General features: G+C 31.0%; 19 protein-coding genes and 1 pseudogene. 3 read left to right on the plus strand and 17 right to left on the minus strand.

Features of this window, described 5'->3' with window-relative positions:
- Positions 1-25: 25 nt before the first annotated feature.
- A pseudogene (locus CN692_RS19755) lies at positions 26-736 on the minus strand (ABC transporter ATP-binding protein); the annotation flags it as partial.
- 362 nt (positions 737-1,098) lie between these two features.
- The gene (locus CN692_RS19760; RefSeq protein WP_098120828.1) at positions 1,099-2,256 is read right to left on the minus strand and encodes an alpha-hydroxy-acid oxidizing protein; all 1,158 of its coding nucleotides are present in this window, start codon (positions 2,254-2,256) and stop codon (positions 1,099-1,101) included.
- A gap of 632 nt (positions 2,257-2,888) precedes the next feature.
- On the opposite strand from CN692_RS19760, the gene CN692_RS19765 reads away from it, so the two are divergent.
- On the plus strand, positions 2,889-3,365 hold the full coding sequence (locus tag CN692_RS19765) for a nucleoside deaminase (RefSeq protein WP_098120829.1): 477 nt from the start codon (positions 2,889-2,891) through the stop codon (positions 3,363-3,365).
- A gap of 69 nt (positions 3,366-3,434) precedes the next feature.
- On the opposite strand, the gene CN692_RS19770 is transcribed toward CN692_RS19765, so the two are convergent.
- The 4 genes from CN692_RS19770 to CN692_RS19785 all read right to left on the minus strand — a co-directional run bounded on the left by CN692_RS19770 (position 3,435) and on the right by CN692_RS19785 (position 6,657).
- Positions 3,435-3,890, minus strand: coding sequence for a YkvA family protein (locus CN692_RS19770; protein ID WP_098120830.1), 456 nt, complete (start codon positions 3,888-3,890; stop codon positions 3,435-3,437).
- A gap of 106 nt (positions 3,891-3,996) precedes the next feature.
- Positions 3,997-5,619: an ABC-F family ATP-binding cassette domain-containing protein gene (locus CN692_RS19775; RefSeq protein ID WP_098120831.1), complete on the minus strand. Its 1,623-nt coding sequence runs from the start codon at positions 5,617-5,619 to the stop codon at positions 3,997-3,999.
- 124 nt (positions 5,620-5,743) lie between these two features.
- The gene (locus tag CN692_RS19780; RefSeq protein WP_098120832.1) at positions 5,744-6,382 is read right to left on the minus strand and encodes an SdpI family protein; all 639 of its coding nucleotides are present in this window, start codon (positions 6,380-6,382) and stop codon (positions 5,744-5,746) included.
- A 17-nt stretch (positions 6,383-6,399) separates the two neighbouring features.
- Positions 6,400-6,657, minus strand: a complete 258-nt coding sequence (locus tag CN692_RS19785; RefSeq protein WP_098120833.1) for an autorepressor SdpR family transcription factor — start codon at positions 6,655-6,657, stop codon at positions 6,400-6,402.
- Between the two features lie 158 nt (positions 6,658-6,815).
- Between CN692_RS19785 and CN692_RS19790 the strand changes: the two genes are divergently transcribed.
- Positions 6,816-8,000 (plus strand): alanyl-tRNA editing protein, encoded by a 1,185-nt coding sequence (locus CN692_RS19790; RefSeq protein ID WP_098120834.1) that lies wholly within the window; start codon positions 6,816-6,818, stop codon positions 7,998-8,000.
- A 130-nt stretch (positions 8,001-8,130) separates the two neighbouring features.
- Positions 8,131-9,354, plus strand: a complete 1,224-nt coding sequence (locus CN692_RS19795; RefSeq protein WP_098120835.1) for an MFS transporter — start codon at positions 8,131-8,133, stop codon at positions 9,352-9,354.
- A 40-nt stretch (positions 9,355-9,394) separates the two neighbouring features.
- Here the strand turns inward: CN692_RS19795 and CN692_RS19800 are convergent, their stop codons facing one another.
- The 11 genes from CN692_RS19800 to efeO form a co-directional block, all read right to left on the minus strand.
- Positions 9,395-9,694, minus strand: a complete 300-nt coding sequence (locus tag CN692_RS19800; protein WP_098120836.1) for an SMI1/KNR4 family protein — start codon at positions 9,692-9,694, stop codon at positions 9,395-9,397.
- A gap of 230 nt (positions 9,695-9,924) precedes the next feature.
- Complete coding sequence (locus tag CN692_RS19805; RefSeq protein ID WP_098120837.1) at positions 9,925-10,185, minus strand: DUF1294 domain-containing protein; 261 nt, start codon at positions 10,183-10,185, stop codon at positions 9,925-9,927.
- A 21-nt stretch (positions 10,186-10,206) separates the two neighbouring features.
- A complete protein-coding gene (gene ybaK / locus CN692_RS19810; protein ID WP_098120838.1) occupies positions 10,207-10,683 on the minus strand; it encodes a Cys-tRNA(Pro) deacylase in 477 nt (158 codons plus the stop codon).
- A gap of 30 nt (positions 10,684-10,713) precedes the next feature.
- Positions 10,714-11,649, minus strand: coding sequence for an EamA family transporter RarD (gene rarD, locus CN692_RS19815; protein ID WP_098120839.1), 936 nt, complete (start codon positions 11,647-11,649; stop codon positions 10,714-10,716).
- A gap of 24 nt (positions 11,650-11,673) precedes the next feature.
- A complete protein-coding gene (locus CN692_RS19820; protein WP_098120840.1) occupies positions 11,674-13,113 on the minus strand; it encodes an MDR family MFS transporter in 1,440 nt (479 codons plus the stop codon).
- Between the two features lie 98 nt (positions 13,114-13,211).
- Positions 13,212-13,730 carry a peptide-methionine (S)-S-oxide reductase MsrA gene (msrA, locus tag CN692_RS19825; RefSeq protein ID WP_098120851.1) on the minus strand — a complete coding sequence of 173 codons (519 nt, stop codon included), beginning with the start codon at positions 13,728-13,730 and terminating at the stop codon, positions 13,212-13,214.
- Between the two features lie 292 nt (positions 13,731-14,022).
- A complete protein-coding gene (locus tag CN692_RS19830) occupies positions 14,023-14,238 on the minus strand; it encodes a hypothetical protein (protein WP_098120841.1) in 216 nt (71 codons plus the stop codon).
- Entirely contained in the window at positions 14,223-14,537 is a 315-nt protein-coding gene (locus CN692_RS19835) for a hypothetical protein (protein ID WP_098120842.1), read from the minus strand. Before CN692_RS19835 ends, CN692_RS19830 begins: the two co-directional genes overlap by 16 nt.
- 227 nt (positions 14,538-14,764) lie before the next feature.
- Entirely contained in the window at positions 14,765-16,477 is a 1,713-nt protein-coding gene (locus CN692_RS19840; protein ID WP_098120843.1) for an FTR1 family iron permease, read from the minus strand.
- 9 nt (positions 16,478-16,486) lie between these two features.
- The gene (gene efeB / locus CN692_RS19845; RefSeq protein WP_098120844.1) at positions 16,487-17,737 is read right to left on the minus strand and encodes an iron uptake transporter deferrochelatase/peroxidase subunit; all 1,251 of its coding nucleotides are present in this window, start codon (positions 17,735-17,737) and stop codon (positions 16,487-16,489) included.
- A gap of 1 nt (position 17,738) precedes the next feature.
- Positions 17,739-18,587 (minus strand): iron uptake system protein EfeO, encoded by an 849-nt coding sequence (efeO, locus tag CN692_RS19850; protein ID WP_098120845.1) that lies wholly within the window; start codon positions 18,585-18,587, stop codon positions 17,739-17,741.
- Positions 18,588-19,152 lie beyond the last annotated feature (565 nt).

The following is a 19,152-nucleotide window of genomic DNA, read 5'->3' on the forward strand; positions in this document are numbered from 1 at the left end:
ATACAGCTTTACTACGATAGTTGTATATAAATTGTTCAACGAATGGGTTAATTGGATTATTTAACACTTCATCCTTCGTACCTACTTGAACTAATTCACCTCCGTGCATAATCCCTATCCGATCTCCTAAATAAAATGCTTCATCCAAATCATGTGTAACGAATAGGATTGTTTTATTTATCTTAGTTTTTAATAGATTCAAATCTTTTTGTAATTGCAATCTTGTAATTGGATCTAATGCACTAAACGGCTCATCCATTAGTAATAGGTTTGGATTTCCTGCTAAAGCTCTCGCTACACCTACACGCTGTTGCTGCCCACCTGATAATTCCGAAACTGATCTTTTACTATATTCCAGCGGATTTAGTTTTACTAAATCAAGTAATTCTGCAACTCGAGCTTTAATCTGTGCTTTACTCCATTTTTTCAATTCAGGCACGATCGAAATATTTTCTTCAACATTCAAATGTGGGAATAAAGCAATTTGTTGAAGTACATATCCAAAATCTCGCCTCAACTTATGTTCATCATAATCTTTAATATTTTTATCATTATAAAAAATTTCTCCATCTGTCGGCTTAATTAATCTATTTATTAATTTAATGGTTGACGTTTTTCCACATCCACTTGGTCCAATCAAAACAAAACATTCACCTGCTTGAATTGAAAATGATAAATCTTGAACTGCATAATTTCCATTTGAAAACTTAAAAGATACGTCATGAAATTGAATCATTCTAGTCCTCCCTTTTTAAGATACTTATTAATATATATAGTTAGAGGACAAGTTTTCTTATGCTTTAAGTAGAAAAAATTAGGACATATGAAATTTGTGAGGATTATTTTATTTTGTAGTCGTGCAGTTCAATGGCTGGAATTTATAGTTTAATAGTTACTAATTCAAATTTTTTAAATAATGGTCTAATTGATTTTCGTCAATCAAACCTCTGCAAAGTAAAGGATTATGTTGGGTAATTCTTGTTTTATAATGGGGAATATTAGATATGCTGATATAAAAGGCGCATCTTAAATTATATATTCTAAAATAAAGAGCGGCTCAAAAGTCAAACTACTTTTGAGAACGCTCTTTTTAATTTTTTAAAACTGCTTAACTAATATAGAAGGTTTCAACTCACTTATATTTTTTTGTCCTGATAAAGCCATCGTTAGATCAAAATCAGCTAAAATATTTTTCATTACTTGCACTACTCCATTTTTACCCGCAAGTGCTAAGCCATACATATATGGTCTGCCAATTAAAACTGCATCAGCACCAATTGCTAATGCTTTATATATATCTGATCCTCTTCTAATGCCACTATCCATTAAAATTGGTAATCTACCTTTTAACTCACTACATATATTTTCTAATGCATCTAAAGTACTAATCGTTCCATCAACCTGTCTTCCACCATGGTTCGAAACGACAATGCCATCCATACCAAATTCAAGCGCAAGCATCGCATCATCCTTGTGTAAAATTCCCTTTAATAAAATAGGTAATTTCGTTTGACTTCGTAAAAATGATAAATCATCCCACGTTAATGAAGGATTACCAAATAATTTTGTCCATAATAGAATGGCAGATTGTGGATCCTCCTCAGGTGTACTATTTAATCTTGAGCGAAACACAGGATCTTCTAAATAGTTACCAATACCTTGTCCTTGTAAAAATGGTAAATAGGCATTTTCAATATCTTTCTCTCTCCAACCCATGATTGAAGTATCAAGTGTAATAACAATTGCTTCGTACCCATTTGCTTCGGCACGTTTAATCATACTTGCTGCAATTTCCATATCACTACTACAATATAATTGATACCATTTCGGAGCATCTCCTAATACATTTGACACCTTTTCCAATGAATAAGTTGATGCTGTACTAGTTATATAAGGAATTTGCAATTCAGCTGCTGCTCTAGCAGCTTCAAGTTCTCCCTCTGGATGTGCAATAGACTGCACCCCAATTGGAGCAAATAAAACAGGCGAATTATATGTTTTACCAAATAAATTTATACTAATATCACGCTCTGCTACATTTCGTAGCATTCTCGGTACAATTTTCCACTTATCGAATGCTAATCGATTATCATTCATCGATCGCTCATTACCCGCGCCACCCGCTATATAATAAAAAGGCTCCTCTGCTAATGTCTCTTTAGCTAACCTCTCTAAATCTTCGAATCTAACAGGAATCTCACTTTTCTTCCCACTACTATATACTTGCAATTGAATATTATTTCCGAAATTATTCATTCGAAACACATCCTTAAAAAATATTGTAACCGTTTACGTATTCTAATTTATATCTGATAATTCCTTTAATTTTCATAATAAACCATTCGACATTTTATGTAATTTGTAAAATAGCTCTTTAATCGGTTTGTTTAGGATCACTTGAAGCACTATTTTTTTCTCATTACAAATCTTCAAAACTTGCATTAATCCTTTAATTTACAATTTTATATAAAATAAGTATACATGCGTCATTTTAGGGCTATTATCTTTTTTCATTTCAAGAGTGAATAAAGGTAAAAGATCTTTGCCATAAAACAGATGTTTTAATTTGTTCTTTAAGCAGTTTAATTACAATCAGCCTATATTCACCTCTCCATCTCTTAGCAAAGTAAAAAATAATCACAAATTCCATTTAATTAAGAAGTATTTTCTTACGCTTGAAAGATTAATTTGTTCTTAAATATTGTAAATTCGTGTACAAATAGAATAAGTTAATTTTTTTAACATATAAGGATCTTGGAATGATTGTGGTTTATCAATACATTTTATAAGAGTTCTTATTTAATAGGAGAGATTGTGGAGAGATTTTAATAAATAACAATCAAACCTTTTTATTTTTTAGGATATAAAAATACTAAGGTGGTGTTAGTTTGAAGCACTCCGATTGGATAAAACTAAGTGTTAGACTAGCTTACGAAAATTTATTAAATCAAAATGGTGGGCCATTTGGGGCAGTAATTGTAAAAGATGGGAAAGTAATTGGTGCCGGTGTTAATGGCGTAACAACTTTAAATGATCCAACTGCACATGCTGAGGTGCAAGCCATTCGAAATGCATGTCAGAATTTAGGAACATTTTCCTTAAAGGATGCTGTTTTATATACTAGCTGTGAACCATGTCCAATGTGTCTAAGTGCTGCTTACTGGTCTAGAATTTCAAAAATATATTATTTTTTCACTAAAAATGATGCTGCGAAAATTGGATTTGATGATGCACATATTTACAACGAACTTTCGCTGCCTTATGAAGATCGAACGATTCCAAGTGAACAAATAATAATTAGTGTAAAAGATGATGAAAACCCTTTCAAAGTTTGGGCTAATGATGATATCCATGTGAATTATTAAATAAAATTCAAAAAGGTTGCCTATTAGCATTTAATGGCAACCTTTTTGGTTTATGAAATTATGCAAATATTAGTCTAATTTTTGGTCTTGATCTGTCGGTTCAATTTCCACTAAATTTACAGAATCCACTTTTTCCTTCTCAATCTCTTTCCAAATTTTATACTTTTCAATATCTTTATTTAATTGTTTAAAAGTATACGCTAAAATTGTTGCATCATCTAAAAAACCTAACCCTACTATAAAATCAGGTATTAAATCAAACGGACTTACAAAATAGATTAATGCACCTATTACAGTTAAAATTGATTTCGTTGAAATATCTCGATAGCTGCCGTTAATATATGCTTTAAATAAATCAATAAACAAATTGACTTTTTCCCAAGCTTCACCAAGTGCTCCTTTTTTAGTAGGTGCTAACTTTGCTGCCTTTTTCAATAAATGTGTAGATTTTTCTTTATTCCCTAAATAGGAAGAAGCCTTCTTTAAGTATTTTTGAAAAAATTTATTTTTATTTAACTCAGACATTCTTTCTCCTCCCTTTTTTCTATTTTATCAAATATGAAAAGAAGATAAAAGTCCGAAAAAAACCACTAATCTAATGATTAGTGGTTTCAGTTATTAAAATTCGTAATTACATTTTGTATAAAGATTCTACTTGCTTTTGTAAATCTTTATTTTCTAAGAACTCATCATACGTACACTCTTTATCAACTAAACCGTTTGGTGTTACTTCAATGATACGGTTTGCAATTGTTTGAATGAACTGATGGTCATGTGATGTAAATAATGCAGTACCTTTGAATGCAATTAAACCATTATTTAATGCTGTAATTGACTCTAAGTCTAAGTGGTTTGTAGGATCATCTAATACTAATACGTTCGCTCCACTTAACATCATTTTTGAAAGCATACAACGAACTTTTTCTCCCCCAGAAAGTACAGAAGCTTTTTTCATTACTTCTTCTCCTGAGAATAGCATGCGTCCTAAAAATCCTCGTAAGAAGCTTTCAGACTCATCTTGCGGAGAGAATTGACGTAACCATTCGATTAAGTTCATATCACTTTTTTCAAAGAACTCAGAGTTATCTTTAGGGAAGAATGCTTGTGAAGTTGTTACACCCCATTTAAATGAACCAGAATCTGGCTCAATTTCACCCATTAAAATTTTAAATAAAGTTGAAATTGCAACATCGTTTTTACCAACGAAAGCAATTTTATCACCTTTATTTACTGTAAAACGCACATTATCTAATACTTTTTCACCATCAACTGTTTTTGTAATTCCATCAACAGTTAATAAATCATTTCCAACTTCTCTCTCAGGCGTAAATCCAACGAATGGATAACGACGAGATGAAGGTCTGATGTCATCAAGAGTAATTTTATCTAAAAGTTTTTTACGTGAAGTAGCCTGTTTTGCTTTTGAAGCATTTGAGCTAAATCGTGCAATGAATCCTTGAAGTTCTTTAATTTTCTCTTCTTTTTTCTTATTAGCATCAGACATTAATCTTTGAGCTAATTGACTTGATTCATACCAGAAATCATAGTTACCAACATAAAGTTGAATTTTACCGAAATCTAAATCAGCCATATGCGTACAAACTTGATTTAAGAAGTGACGGTCATGGGATACTACGATAACTGTGTTTTCAAAGTTAATTAAGAAGTTTTCTAACCATTGAACAGCTTTAAGATCTAAGTTATTCGTAGGCTCATCTAGTAAAAGAATATCTGGTTGACCAAATAATGCTTGAGCAAGTAAAACTTTTACTTTTTCTCCAGCTTGTAATTCGCCCATTTTTTTATAATGTAAGTCTTCAGTAATACCAAGACCCTTTAATAAAATGGCAGCTTCTGATTCAGCTTCCCAACCATTTAATTCTGCAAACTCACCTTCAAGTTCTGCAGCTTTCATGCCGTCTTCTTCAGTGAAGTCTTCCTTCATGTAGATTGCATCTTTTTCTTTCATTACTTCGAATAAACGAGTATGACCCATAATAACAGTTTGAAGAACTTCAAACTCTTCATACTCAAATTGGTTTTGTTTTAATACTGCAAGACGCTCACCTGGTGTTACAATTACATCGCCTGTTGAAGGCTCGATATCACCAGATAAAATTTTAATAAACGTCGATTTACCCGCACCATTTGCACCAATTAAACCGTAACAGTTACCTGGTGTAAATTTTATATTAACATCATCAAATAATTTTCTGTCCGCAAAACGCAAACTAACATTAGAAACAGTAATCATATTTATTTTATTCCTCCAACTCTTTTGCTCTACTCTTTACAATACCATATTTTAATAAGAAATTAAATTTTTTCTAAAATAATTTCAAAAACAATATCCATTTTTTACAAAAATCATACATTTATTAGTTTTTCATCTCTTTCTTAAAAGCGATATATGAATAAATTGTCGGAACCGCGACTAATAAAATAATCAATGGAATCACAACCATTCCCTTATTGCTCACCGGAATCACATAAAGCAATAAGAAACATAGTCCAATGACCATAAATAATCTTCCACTAACGCGATGTGTTTTTTTCCAAACATTTTCGCTACTTAATGTCCACGGTGTACGGACGCCTATAAAATAATTCGAACGAACATGTGGCATATAATTTCCAAGAAACATAAACAAAAATCCAATAAATAAAAAACTCATCTGCCCAATATGAATGTTATAACCTAAACCATAAAATAAAACACTCATATTAATTAAAAAGAAAATAAATAAGATTCCTGTTGCCATAAAGGATAAGCTTTTTTGGAAAAATTTATAATTCTCTTTTCTAGGATCAATCTTTGGTGTAAAAACTGGTAATAAATAAACAAATATCATAATGACATGCAACTCAATAAATGTTTGTATTTTCGAATCGTAATTATTAACATGACCTGAAAAATCCCAATGAACAGGAAGTTGACTTGGTAGATCATGAAAGTTAATGATCCATAATACTAGTGAACAAATAAATAGTAAAATTGCTATTATATGTTTTTTCAAGATAAGTCCCCTCCCACTTATTTTTCTTTAAAACTATATGCCCAACTAATAATTTCTTGAAAAACTGTCATATTTAAAGAATAGATAATAAACTGCCCTTTCTTTTCATCTTGTATTAACTGGGCTGACTTTAAAATTTTAAGATGTTGAGAAATACTTGGTTTTGACATATCGAATTGTTCTGAGATTTCTCCGGCAGTTAAATCGTTCTCTTTTAATAAATCTAAAATTTTCCTTCGTGTTGGATCCGAAAGTGCTTTAAATAGTTCATTCACATTTCACACCTCAAATAAGATTTAGTATTTAGTTAATTAACTAAATACTAAAATCTATTTATGCAATTGTCAATTATGCTAAAATTAGAACTATATTATTTTTAGTTTTTAAATAGTTTCTATATAAAATAAGAAATTAAAAGATTAGAGGGTTTAAAATGGCAAATAAACTATATTATGAACAACCAACATTAAAAAATTGGATTACTAAAATTACAGAAATAAAAGAAGTTGATTCATTATTTCATATTAAGCTTGAGGATTCTGCATTTTATCCTGAGGGCGGAGGGCAACCTTCAGACTTCGGTACAATTGATGGATTTGAAATTGTTGAATTATTAGAGGATCATGAGGAAGTTATTCATGTTTTAAAAGAAAAACCAACTAAACTGGAAGTAAATTGTGAAATAAATTGGGATCGCAGAATTGATCATATGCAGCATCATAGTGGCCAGCATTTACTTTCTGCTACAATTATCGAATTATTTGATATCCCTACAGTTAGTTTTCATTTAGGAAAAGAGACCGTTACGATTGATTTAGATACTCCTTCTCTTTCTGCTGATCAATTAATTCAAATTGAACGAGCAGTTTATGGAAAGATTCTGGCTAACGAAAAAATTAAAACCTACTTTGTTAATAAAGATGAATTAAACTCGCTTCAGCTACGCAAATTGCCTAAGGTTGAAGAGAACATAAGAATTGTTGAGATTTTACATACCGATTTATCTGCATGCTGTGGTACTCACGTAAAGCAAACTGGTGAAATTGGCTTAATAAAACTAATTAAGACTGAGAAAGTTAGACAAACAACACGACTTCATTTTAAATGTGGCTACAGAGCACTAGAAGAAATTCAAAAAACTAGTAAAACATTAGCAAATATTAATCAATTATTGAATTCACATTCTGAAATCTTAGTCGATAAAGTTGAGCAAACGATTAACGAATTAAAAGACGCACAAAAAGAAATCGAAAAAATGAAAGCGACTATTTTTGAGTCAATTTCTAATGAGATACTATTAAGTGCAACAAATGATATTGTCATGAAGTCCTTTAAAGAAGAATCAGTAAAAGACTTACAATTACTTGCAAAAGCAATCCAAGCTAAAAAGCCGTCATTACTTGTTTTATCAAGCGTAAAAGAGAATAAATTATTAGTAATTAATCAGCTTAAAAATGATGTTCATTGTGGCGAGCTGATCAAAAATTTACTAAAACAAGTTGAAGGTAAAGGTGGCGGCGGTGCTCAACAAGCACAAGCAACATTTGAAACTTCACTTCAATTAAATGATGCAGAAAATTTAATAAAAAGTATTCTTTATCCTCAAGTAAACGCATAAGTGAGATTTAAGTAGAAGCACTCGCTTCTACTTTTTTATTTTTATTTAGATTTTACATAGTCTTTTTATACTATTGATGCGATAATAGAATTTGTCGAATAATATTTAGGGTAGATGGGGAGAAATTTATATGTGGAAAAACCGCAACGTATGGATTGTGTTGTTCGGTGAATTTGGGGCTGGTATAGGTCTATGGTTCGGAATAATCGGAAATTTAGAATTTATGCAAAAACATGTACCTTCTGATTTCTTTAAATCGTTAATTTTATTTTTCGGTTTGTTAGCTGGTGTATTAGTTGGTCCATTATCAGGCCGTTTAATTGATCAATTTTCAAAGAAAAAGATTTTATTAATTAGTGGATTAGGTCGTACTTTAAGTGTCATTCTTATGTTTTTTGCATTAAAGTATGAAAGTATTATTTTCATGGTCTTATTTTTAATTATGCTACAAATTTCTGCTGCTTTTTATTTCCCAGCGCTTCAAGCGGTTATTCCAATGATTGTGAAAAACGAACAATTATTGACACTAAATGGGATTCATATGAATATTTCTACAATTTCTAGAATAGCTGGAACATCAATTGGTGGGGTTTTAGTTGTATCTACGAGTTTATCTAATATGTATGGAATGAGCATGATCGCATACGCATTTTTATTTTTAATGACCTTCTTTTTACGAATTGAAGAACCAACTAGTAAACCAATAAATGTGAAAAAGCAAAAAAAATCGAAAGAAGATAAAGGATTTTCAGAAGTATTTGCACTTATTAGAAAAAGTCCAACAATATTAAATTTATTTATTTTGAATCTGATTCCGGTTTTATTCCTTGGTGGATTTAATTTAATTGTAATTGAAATAAGTGATCTTCAGCATGACCCTTCAATTAAGAGCCTGATCTATACAACTGAAGGTATCTCTTTCATGATTGGTGCATTTGTCATTAAACGTTTAACAAAAAGGTTTACTAATAAACAGCTATTATACTTTTCAACATTTTTAGTAGCCTTTGCACAACTTACACTATTTTTTGCGAATCACCATTATATGACATTGATTTCATTTGCAATTTTCGGATTCTCAGTTGGATGCTTCTTTCCTGTTTGTTCAACAGTTTTCCAAACATCAATTGATAAATCATATCATGGACGACTTTTCTCATTTAGAAGTATGTATGACCGAGTAACTTTTCAAATCGTACTTTTAGGCACTGGCTTATTTTTAGATACGATTGGTTTACGCTATATGGTTTTAATCTTTGGAACTATTTCGTTAATCATACTTACTAGATTATTATATGTTGAGAAAAAATCTAAAACAGAATTTATTAATAAGGATCAAAAAATATCTGTATAATTGAAAAAAGTATGAATTCAAGTTGAATTCATACTTTTTTTTAATAACCATATGTAGCTAAAAATTCATTCACGCTTGAATACAAAGTCACTACTTCCCACTTTCGTTCAAATTCATAGGCTGTACAAACTTCCCCTGATTCCTCATTAATAAAGATTACATCATCAGTCTCATCGTCAAAACCGATTATTAACCAATTGTCATTCCATTGTATTTTTTTACTTAAGTCTTTTTTTGCTTCGCTTACATCTTCTTCTTTAATAAAATAAATTGTCATATTTTCATTAGAAACTTCTTCTATGCCAAGACCTTGAATTCTTGAATACCATTCGTTTTGCATTTTTACTCCTCATTTCCAAAAAAGAAAGCCTGTATCAACAAAGTGATAACAGGCTAACTGTTTTACTTTTGTGCTTTTTTTGATTCAGATAAATTTGACTTATCTTCATAGTTCGGTTGTTTTTGACTTGAGTTATTTTTTCTTCCACCATTCCCACGACCCATTTCATTCGCCTCCTTAAATTGTCATAAAAATATTTTATACAAATTAAAGAGGACTATCCCATGAAATTAAAGTAAGAAAAAATAGATAACAAATTGAATAAATAGGATAATCCAATAACCGAAAACAAATTTTGGATGTTTTGTTTTATGCCTAAAATAATACATCCCTAATATTGAACCGATTGATCCTCCTATAATAGCAAATAAAAATAAAATACGTTCAGGAATTCGCCATGCTTTTCTTTTTGCCCTAGATTTATCGATACCCATGATCGCAAATGAAACGATGCTAACTATTACTAAATAAAAATTAAAATACCCTACCATATGGACCTCTCAAACCCACGTTTATTTTGAAATTTTTGCTGTTTTGCTACGGGTTGTTTGTATTAAATCATTTACATTCAGTTGGAGTTGTATACCTATTTTTCCTCCACTAACAATAATCTCTTCTAAATTATTAGCAGATTCCTCAATAAATGTAGGATATTGCTTCTTCATTCCTATTGGTGAGCAACCACCTCGAACATATCCCGTATTAGCTAAAAGATCCTTAACCGGTAATAATTCTACTTTCTTTTCTCCAGCAGCCTTTGCAGCTAATTTTAAATCTAATTCTTTTTCAACAGGAATGACAAATACATAAATTGCTTTAGATTGACTAATTGAAACAAGTGTTTTAAAAACTAATTCTAGATCTTTGTTTATTTTAGATGCAACTGAAACACCGTCAATCTTACCATCATTCGATTCGTAATTTAACGTTGTATAAATTACTTTTTTTGAATCTAAAATTCTCATTGCATTTGTTTTACTTACAGCCATTTTTACTCCTTTCAAAGCTTCAACATAATTTTAAGCAGAGATTGATTGCTTTTTATTTCGTTTTTTAAGCTTTTGTTCAATTGATTTCATAAACGGCGTAGTTGACACAGCAAATACGATACATGCTAGCCAAATAAATGAAAATGATACAAAATCTTTCTTTGAAAAACTTTCATTATATAATAAAACCCCTATTATCAAACTAATAGTTGGCGAGATAAATTGCAAAAATCCTACATAAGTATACGGGATCAATTGTGCAGCTTTCCCGAAAAATAATAATGGAATGATTGTTACTAAACCTGCACCTACTATTAATAATTGCTCGGCTGGGGCACTATGAATCAGTCCCGCCTGTCCTTTAGATGATAGATATCCAAAGTAAAATAAGGCAACAGGAAAAACTAATAGTGTTTCAATTGTAAGACTTAAAAAAGCATCGATATTAAGGATTTTCTTTAATAAACCATAAAATGCAAAAGTTAATGATAAAACGATCGCAATGATTGGTAAAGTCCCTGACATAATTGTTAAATAGACTACTCCAATTGTTGCTAAGCAAACTGAAACAATTTGCCAAATTGATAATGACTCTTTTAAAACGATTACACCAAGTATAATACTAACTAATGGATTAATATAATAGCCTAAACTCGCATCAAGAATATGATTTGAATTGACAGCCCAAATATAAATTAACCAATTTGAACTAATTAATAATGAAATAGCAATCATTGAAACTAATACTTTTTTATTACTTACAACTTGTTTCCAAGTAATTTTAAATTGTTTTAATTTTTTTGTAAGAAGAATGAAAAGTAGTAAAGTTACAAAAGACCATATAATACGATGTGTTAATATTTCAAAAGGTGAAATATCTTGAATTAGTTTCCAATAAATTGGTAATACTCCCCAAACCACGTATGCAAGTACACCGTACAAAATCCCTTTAAGTGTGTTGTTCATTCTCTCCCAGCTTTCTATTCATTATTAATGTGCTATATCAACCTTTTTTTCTTCTGATTGCTCAGACGGTAGAAAAAAGACGAAAATAAACGTAATGATACTAAAGACCACCATAAATAAAGTAATGATTTCAAAACCAGCTGTTACTGCTTTAACCGTTGATAAATGATTGATTTGATTTTGAGCACCTAAAACTAATTTATGGCCATTCAATACTTCGGATGTCTTTATCGTAAAAATGGTACCTAAAACAGCAACCGAAATTGTCTGAGAAAAAGTATTTAAAAATGAATTTGCAGCAATTGCTATCCCCCTTTGATTCATTTCGACAGCAGAAGAAATTAGAATCATATAGATTGGGAAGGATAATCCAAAGCCTAGGCCTAAAAATGCATTAAATGGATAAAGTAATACTTTTGAATCGTGGAAAATGTTCATCCCTAATGCACCGATTATACATAAAAAAGCACCTAATAAGATGATACTCTTTGCTTTCATTTTCTTTATTAAACGACCAGATAAAAATGAACCTAATGTCCAAGCGAATGAAAGTGGAATTAACATTAAACCAGATTCCGTTGCGCTTAATCCAAACACACTTTGATTATAAACAGGTAAATATACTTCAATCGATATTAGAAGTGCGTGTGCAATAAACATAGCTGCATATGTAACGACTAAATTTCGGATTTTGAAAAGAGAAAGTGGTAATAATGGTTCCTTTGCTCTTGTTTCAACAAAAAGAAATAATGCAAATAAAATAATGGCAAATGCAAATAGAAACATTAGATTTGGAGAAGTCCAGTTATGTTGCTCTCCGCCTACTACTAAAGCATATAAAGCAGATAAAGTACTTAAGATAAAAAGTATTGAACCTAAATAATCTATCGAAATAGCATTTTTACGCTCAATTTTTTGATGATAATATTTCCAAAATAGAATAGTAGAAATGATACCAAATGGAAAATTAATAAAAAAGATATAACGCCAAGAAATGAAGTCTACGAAAAAGCCACCTACTAATGGCCCAATTACACTTGAAACTGCCCACACCGCGCTAATATACCCTTGAACTTTAGCTCGTTCCTGGTAAGGATACAGATCGCTTATTACTGTCATCGTTAAAGGTAATGCAGCACCTGCACCTAGTCCTTGAATTGTGCGAAATAAAATTAATTGCCCCATATTTTGCGAAAAACCACATAATACTGAACCAAAAATAAATAGAATAATCCCAAACATTAATAAATTTTTACGACCAAATAAATCCGATAGCTTCCCATAAATCGGTGTCGTAACAGTCATTGCCAACATATAAGCCGCAAAAATCCAACTCATCAGCTTAACACCAGATAATTCTGTCGTAATGGTTGGTGTAGCAGTTGTAATTATTGTCCCTTCAATAGCAGACAAAGTAACAGCTACAAGCAACCCTATTGTTACCAACTTTCGATTGGTTTCCATAATATACCCCCGTTCTAAAGCAGTGGTCAGAAAAACTCTTTCCCAGTACTGCTTTAAAAATAATAGAAGCTCTAATGGAGCTTCTATTATTTCTTAGCCTACTTTTTCCAATTTTCTTCTATAAATTCATCTCTACCAGACATAGCTCTGTCTTCTTTATAGTGTTTTGGATTTTTTTTATGATAGTCTTGATGATAATCTTCAGCCTCATAAAAAGTAGATGCTTGTAAAATTTCAGTGACAATCGGTTTCTTAAAAATATTACTTTGAATTAATTTTTCTTTTGATTCCATTGCTTCATTAAGATGAGATTCATTATGAACAAAGATTGCAGCTTTGTATTGTGAACCTCTATCTTGGAATTGACCGTCTGGATCTGTTGGATCAATTTGCGGCCAAAATAATTCTAACAGTCTGTTGTATGAAAATAATTCATCATCAAAAGTAATTTGAACTACTTCATAATGACCTGTAGTTCCCTTTTTAACTTCTTCATACGTTGGGTTTTCTAACTCTCCACCCATATAACCTGAAACAATACCATGTATACCAGGTAAATCCTCAAACGGTGTTACCATACACCAAAAACAACCACCAGCAAATGTAGCTTTTTGAATCATTTTAAATCCTCCTTACAATACCTAGTTTACATAATATTATTATGTAAAACCCACATATTTCTTTAATCTTATCTTATCTCTTTTAAATGAATTTTTAAATATTTTAGCTCAAAATAACGATGCTTTTTCAATATTATTTAAAAGTTATTAAAAAGTATGATTATTAAAGAGTTTCATTATAAGGTTAAAGAGTTTTGGCTTTGTATGAGTGGATATCACCTTATACTGTTCATTTTTCAGCAAAGTAAAAACCCTAGTCAATAATGTGACTAAGAAGGTTTTCATGTTTTTATTTATAGTGTTTGTCTTTAACAATAAGATAAGATTGATTAACGTTTGAATATGGTTTAATAGAACTTATTTTATAGTCCCACTCTTCTACACTATAAAATGTTCCAAATTTATCTTTGTAAATTGTAATATGAACTGATTTATTTTGATTAGTTAATTTTCGGATGTCTTTTGCTGCATAAGTAGCTCGTGTATTAGTTAGATTTCCAGACACTGAATTATATGGCCCTTGTATTTAATAAATGAAATAACTAACCATTTAAATCCAGATTTTGAGGAAAAATCATATTGTTTTGCTAAAACACTTGCTTCTATTGGTTTCATATAATAATCTTCAATCTGCATACTATACTGATTTATGCCATAGTTCGAGCGGATGAAAGCACCATTTAATGATCCACCTGTAGGAGGAGTTGCAATGACAGCACTTCCTTTAGGAACAAACACATTAAAATACAAAAACATTACAAGGAAAAGTAGAATTACTTTTGATTTGACTAATACTTTTTCCACTATCAAATACCTGCTTTCTCATTTTTTCCAACAATACATATTTATGGTAATTTATTATTGGTAATTAGAGACGGCTAGCTATTGACAGTTTTGTGATGATTAGATGAATTTTCCTTGAACAAAAATGAAACAAGATCCAGCACAAAGAGAATGCTTTACTAAAAAAACGAAAAAACAGACACAAATTGTCGTTACAAATGACAATTATGTCTGTTTTCTCACTAATTTTACGCAGCAATTGATTTATTATGCTTTATGATTCTAGTTCCAACAAACAACCAAATTACAAATAGTAATAAAATAAGTTGTGGAATGATGCTTTCTAGAGATGGATAGATCCCTAGTTTAGGCACTGTTGGAAAAATTGTACTCATATGGTCAGGTAAATAGCCGATTCCTTGTAATGCGTGTATACTTTGACCAATAAATTTAAACGTTAAGTAATAAATACATAAACTTGCAATTGTGAAAAATGGTTTTAATGGAATGAATTTACTACCTTTAAGGATGAATACTCCAATAATGACTAGTAAAATGATTCCGCCAGCAAAACCAGCAATTAATTCTTTCGCTGTAATTGAAGAGCTCATACCGATATAAAATACAACCGTTTCAGCACCTTCTCTAAATACTGCAAAGAATGAAAGTAAGCTTAGTGAAAGTATTCCCCCACCAGCAATAGCTGCCTTTGCTTTTTCTTTCATCTTATTACCATATTCTTGTTGACGAGATTGCTTATGTAGCCATAAACCAACCGTTAACATAAAGATAATAGCAATGAGTCCAGAAACTCCTTCAATTAATTGATTACTAATACCAGCAGATATTTTAGATAATAAGAATTGGAATAGTAAACCTGCTACTAAACTAGCTAAAATACCAAAAGCACCACCAACAAAAATCCATTTACGTGCTGATTCTTGCTTTCCTTTTGATACTAATGCAAGTAAAGCAGAAATAATAATTAATGCCTCTAAACCTTCACGAAAGACAATTGTTCCAGCATCAAACATCGTATATGATGTTTTTTTAGTTGCTGAGTTTAAATTGGTCTGAATTTGTTTTAATGTTTTCATCGTTGTAGCCGATTTAGGCTTTTCAGTTAGCTGAGTTAAAGCAATTGATGTATCATTTTCAATCTGCTTATACAAATCCATTGAATTTGCTTGAACCATTACCTCTACATAAGGCCAGTCTTGAATAAATTGATTAAATGTAGCTTGTGCTTTCTTTACATCATTTGACTCTAAAGAACTGATTGTTTGATTTAATAGATTAATTGCCTTTTCAATACTAACTTCTTTTGATGATTTGCTACTTGGATTATTCAATACATCAATTAATTTAGTAAAAGAATCGTTTACTTTTGTCGTTGATGGTTGATCTGTAAACAAAACCGATCTGGAAGTGATCATATTCGCTTCAATTGAACCATAAAATCCGCTGTTTGCTTTTCTAACATCGTTTTCTACTTTAGACCATTCAATTTCAAAAAGCTTATACTCTGATTGTGCATCAGCCCACTTTGATTCATTTGATAATGTTTTAACATTATTTAAATGAGCGACTAGTTTACTAAGATTAATTTGTGAAAGATCTTTTTTATCATTCGTATTTTCGATCCAATTTTCTGTTTCAAAAGCGATTGAACGCACATCATCTTTTACTGTTGTTAAATCATTTTGATCAATATCCTTAATCGCCTGATCAACAAGTTTATTTAATTTTGACGTTTTCTTTTCATTTTTAATTAAATCTTTAATTGCTAATAAATCTGTTTTTACTTTATCTTTTTCACCATTTTTAACTTCTGTTAATGAGTTACCAATATGTGAAAGTACTTGTTCTTGTACATCAGTTTCAGCGAATGCTTTATTAAACGGACTAACGATCAAACTTAAAAATAGTAGACTTATAATTAAAAGTATATTTTTTTTCATGCAATTCACCTAAAGTAATCCTTCGCCGATATAGCTACCATTTTTGATTCCTGGAAAACATGCAAAAACTGCACTACCATTATGTTCAATATACTCATTCAATAAATCCATTTTTGCTAACTTATCCTGTAATGGAATAAATTGTTTTTCTAAGTCTCTTTGGAAACTAACAAATAGTAAGCCCGCATCTAGTTTTCCTGTTTGAATATCAAGTCCGTCAGTATATGAATAAGATCTTCTTAAAATTTTAATGTTTCCTTTTCCTTTAGCTAAAGCAACATGTGAATCAGCAGGAATTAATAATTTCCCGTTATCATCTGTTTTCTTTAAATCTAGTTTTGCAAATTCATTCTTTTCACCAATTGGTGCACCAGTTGCTCTGTGACGTCCAAATGTTTGTTCTTGATCTTGTAAAGAACTACGATCCCATTCTTCAACACGAATACGGATACGTCTTGCAACAAGATACGAACCACCTGATAACCAAGCTGGTCCATCGCCATTTTGTACCCAAATATGAGTATTCATTTCTTTTTCATCTTTTGTATCTGGATTTCCAGTACCATCCTTGAAACCCATTAAGTTCCTAGGCGTACTACCAGATGGATCAGCACCTGATGAACGTTGGAATCCATGTTGCATCCACTTCAAGCTTACAGTTCCACGACCAATGCGAATCAAGTTTCTTACGCCATGGAAAGCAACTTGTTGATCGTTTGCACAAACTTGAACAACGATGTCTCCACCGTTCCATTCCTCTCTTAAGTCATCACCAGGGAAATGAGGTAAATCTTTTAATTGAGATGGTTTTCTTGATTGAATTGATAGTCGATCAAAAAATGAAGGACCTACACCAAATGTAAACGTAAGCTTCATTGGTTGTAGACCTGTTGCTTCACCAGTATCAACTGGAGGAGATGTCGGAAATTCAGAATCACCAATTTCTTTTCCTTCACTCATTAATGAAGCTGCTTCAGTCCATTTTTTAAACATTGTTTTGACATCTGCTTTTGAAGTAGTCTCTAGTTTGAATGACGCCAAATACATAAAATCTTGAGCAGGAGTTGTAATCCCTTGTTGCTGTTTGCCATAAAAGGGAAGAATCTCCTTTGCATCCGCTTTTGCAGGTGAAAAGAAATTAGTTACTTTATCAGTAGCTGCTTCAATTCCCGTAGCACCAATAAGTAAGCCTGCCCCTCCTACTCCAATCAATTTTAATGCATCTCTTCTAGAAACTTTATTCGTTTCTAATTTTTTCATATTATTTTACCCCTAATGTTGACCCAACTTGAGAAATTGGTTCTGCTAATGCATCTACTTGTTGAGCTAATTTTTTCACTTCATCTTCTTTTAACTGTTTGTAATCAACGTACTGATCACCTTTTTTGTAAGTATTTAACGTTGTCATTAAATCATTAAAACGATTTTCAATCGTTGAAGCTAAATCAGCATCTTTTGCTTTTAATTTTTCAGATAATAATTGAACAATTTTATCTGAACCTTCTACGTTTGCAGCAAAGTCAGCTAAATCTGTATGAGAATATCTTTCTTCCTCACCAGTTACTTTTGAAGATGATACTTCATTTAATAGTTCTACTGGACCTGTTACAAATAATACTGGATCAATTTTAGCCGTTTCTACTTTTGCTCTTAAATAATTAGCATCCGTCATTAACTGTTCTGTATATTTTTCAAGTCCCTTTGTAGTATTTTGAACCCAAAGTACTTGTTCGATTTTATGGAATCCAGTCCACTCATTAGCAGGAACATCACCTTCACGAGCATCGATTTTTGGATCCAAATCACCGAATGATTCTGCTACTGGCTCAATTCTTTCGTAATATGAACGACTAATCGGATATAATCGTTTTGCCTCAGCCATGTTTCCTTTATTTACTGCGTCTACAAATTTTTGAGTATTCGCTACGAACTCCTCTGTTTGTGATACAACAAATTCTCTATAATTACTAATCTCTTTATCTAAGTTAATTTTTGCTTCTACCTTTGAATCTTTTTTAACATTACTAGCTTCTTCACTTTTTTGTGCACAACCTGCCATCATTAAACTTGTAGCAAGTGAAATTGCGATTATTGTAGTTTGCTTCTTCATAAAAATACCCCCGAAAAATCTAAGTTAAGTATATGTAAGTGATATTGATAACTATTATCAGTTATTATCATAATACAATTGATAAAAATTTTCAATTAGAAATTAATAAAAAATACAATTTTAGTTATTTGAGAGTTATGTATTGGCCCAACCTAGATTATTAAATCGATAACTTTTACCTATTTACAAATGAAAAATGACTGAAGTATAGCTCAGTCATTTCTCGGTGTTGAAATACAATCTAGTCAATATTGAAAAATGAATCGAAGTCACTCATGATCCATTCACGCGATAGTAATATAATGTGAAAATGAAATTTGCTTACTCAAGTATGGCTTGTGAGTATGTAAAATGGATGAATTATGAAAAATAGTTACTCATAGAGGGTTCATGAGTAACTAAAACGGATGAATTATGAAAAATAGATACTCATAGAGAGTTCATGAGTAACTATAATAGATGAAATATGAAAAAGTGTTACTCATAGAAGGTTCATGAGAAACTAGAATGGATGAAATATGAAAAATAGTTACTCATAAAGGGTCCATGAGTAACTAAAATGGAT

This window comes from Bacillus sp. AFS002410 (assembly GCF_002556365.1).
GTDB lineage: Bacteria > Bacillota > Bacilli > Bacillales > Bacillaceae_G > Gottfriedia.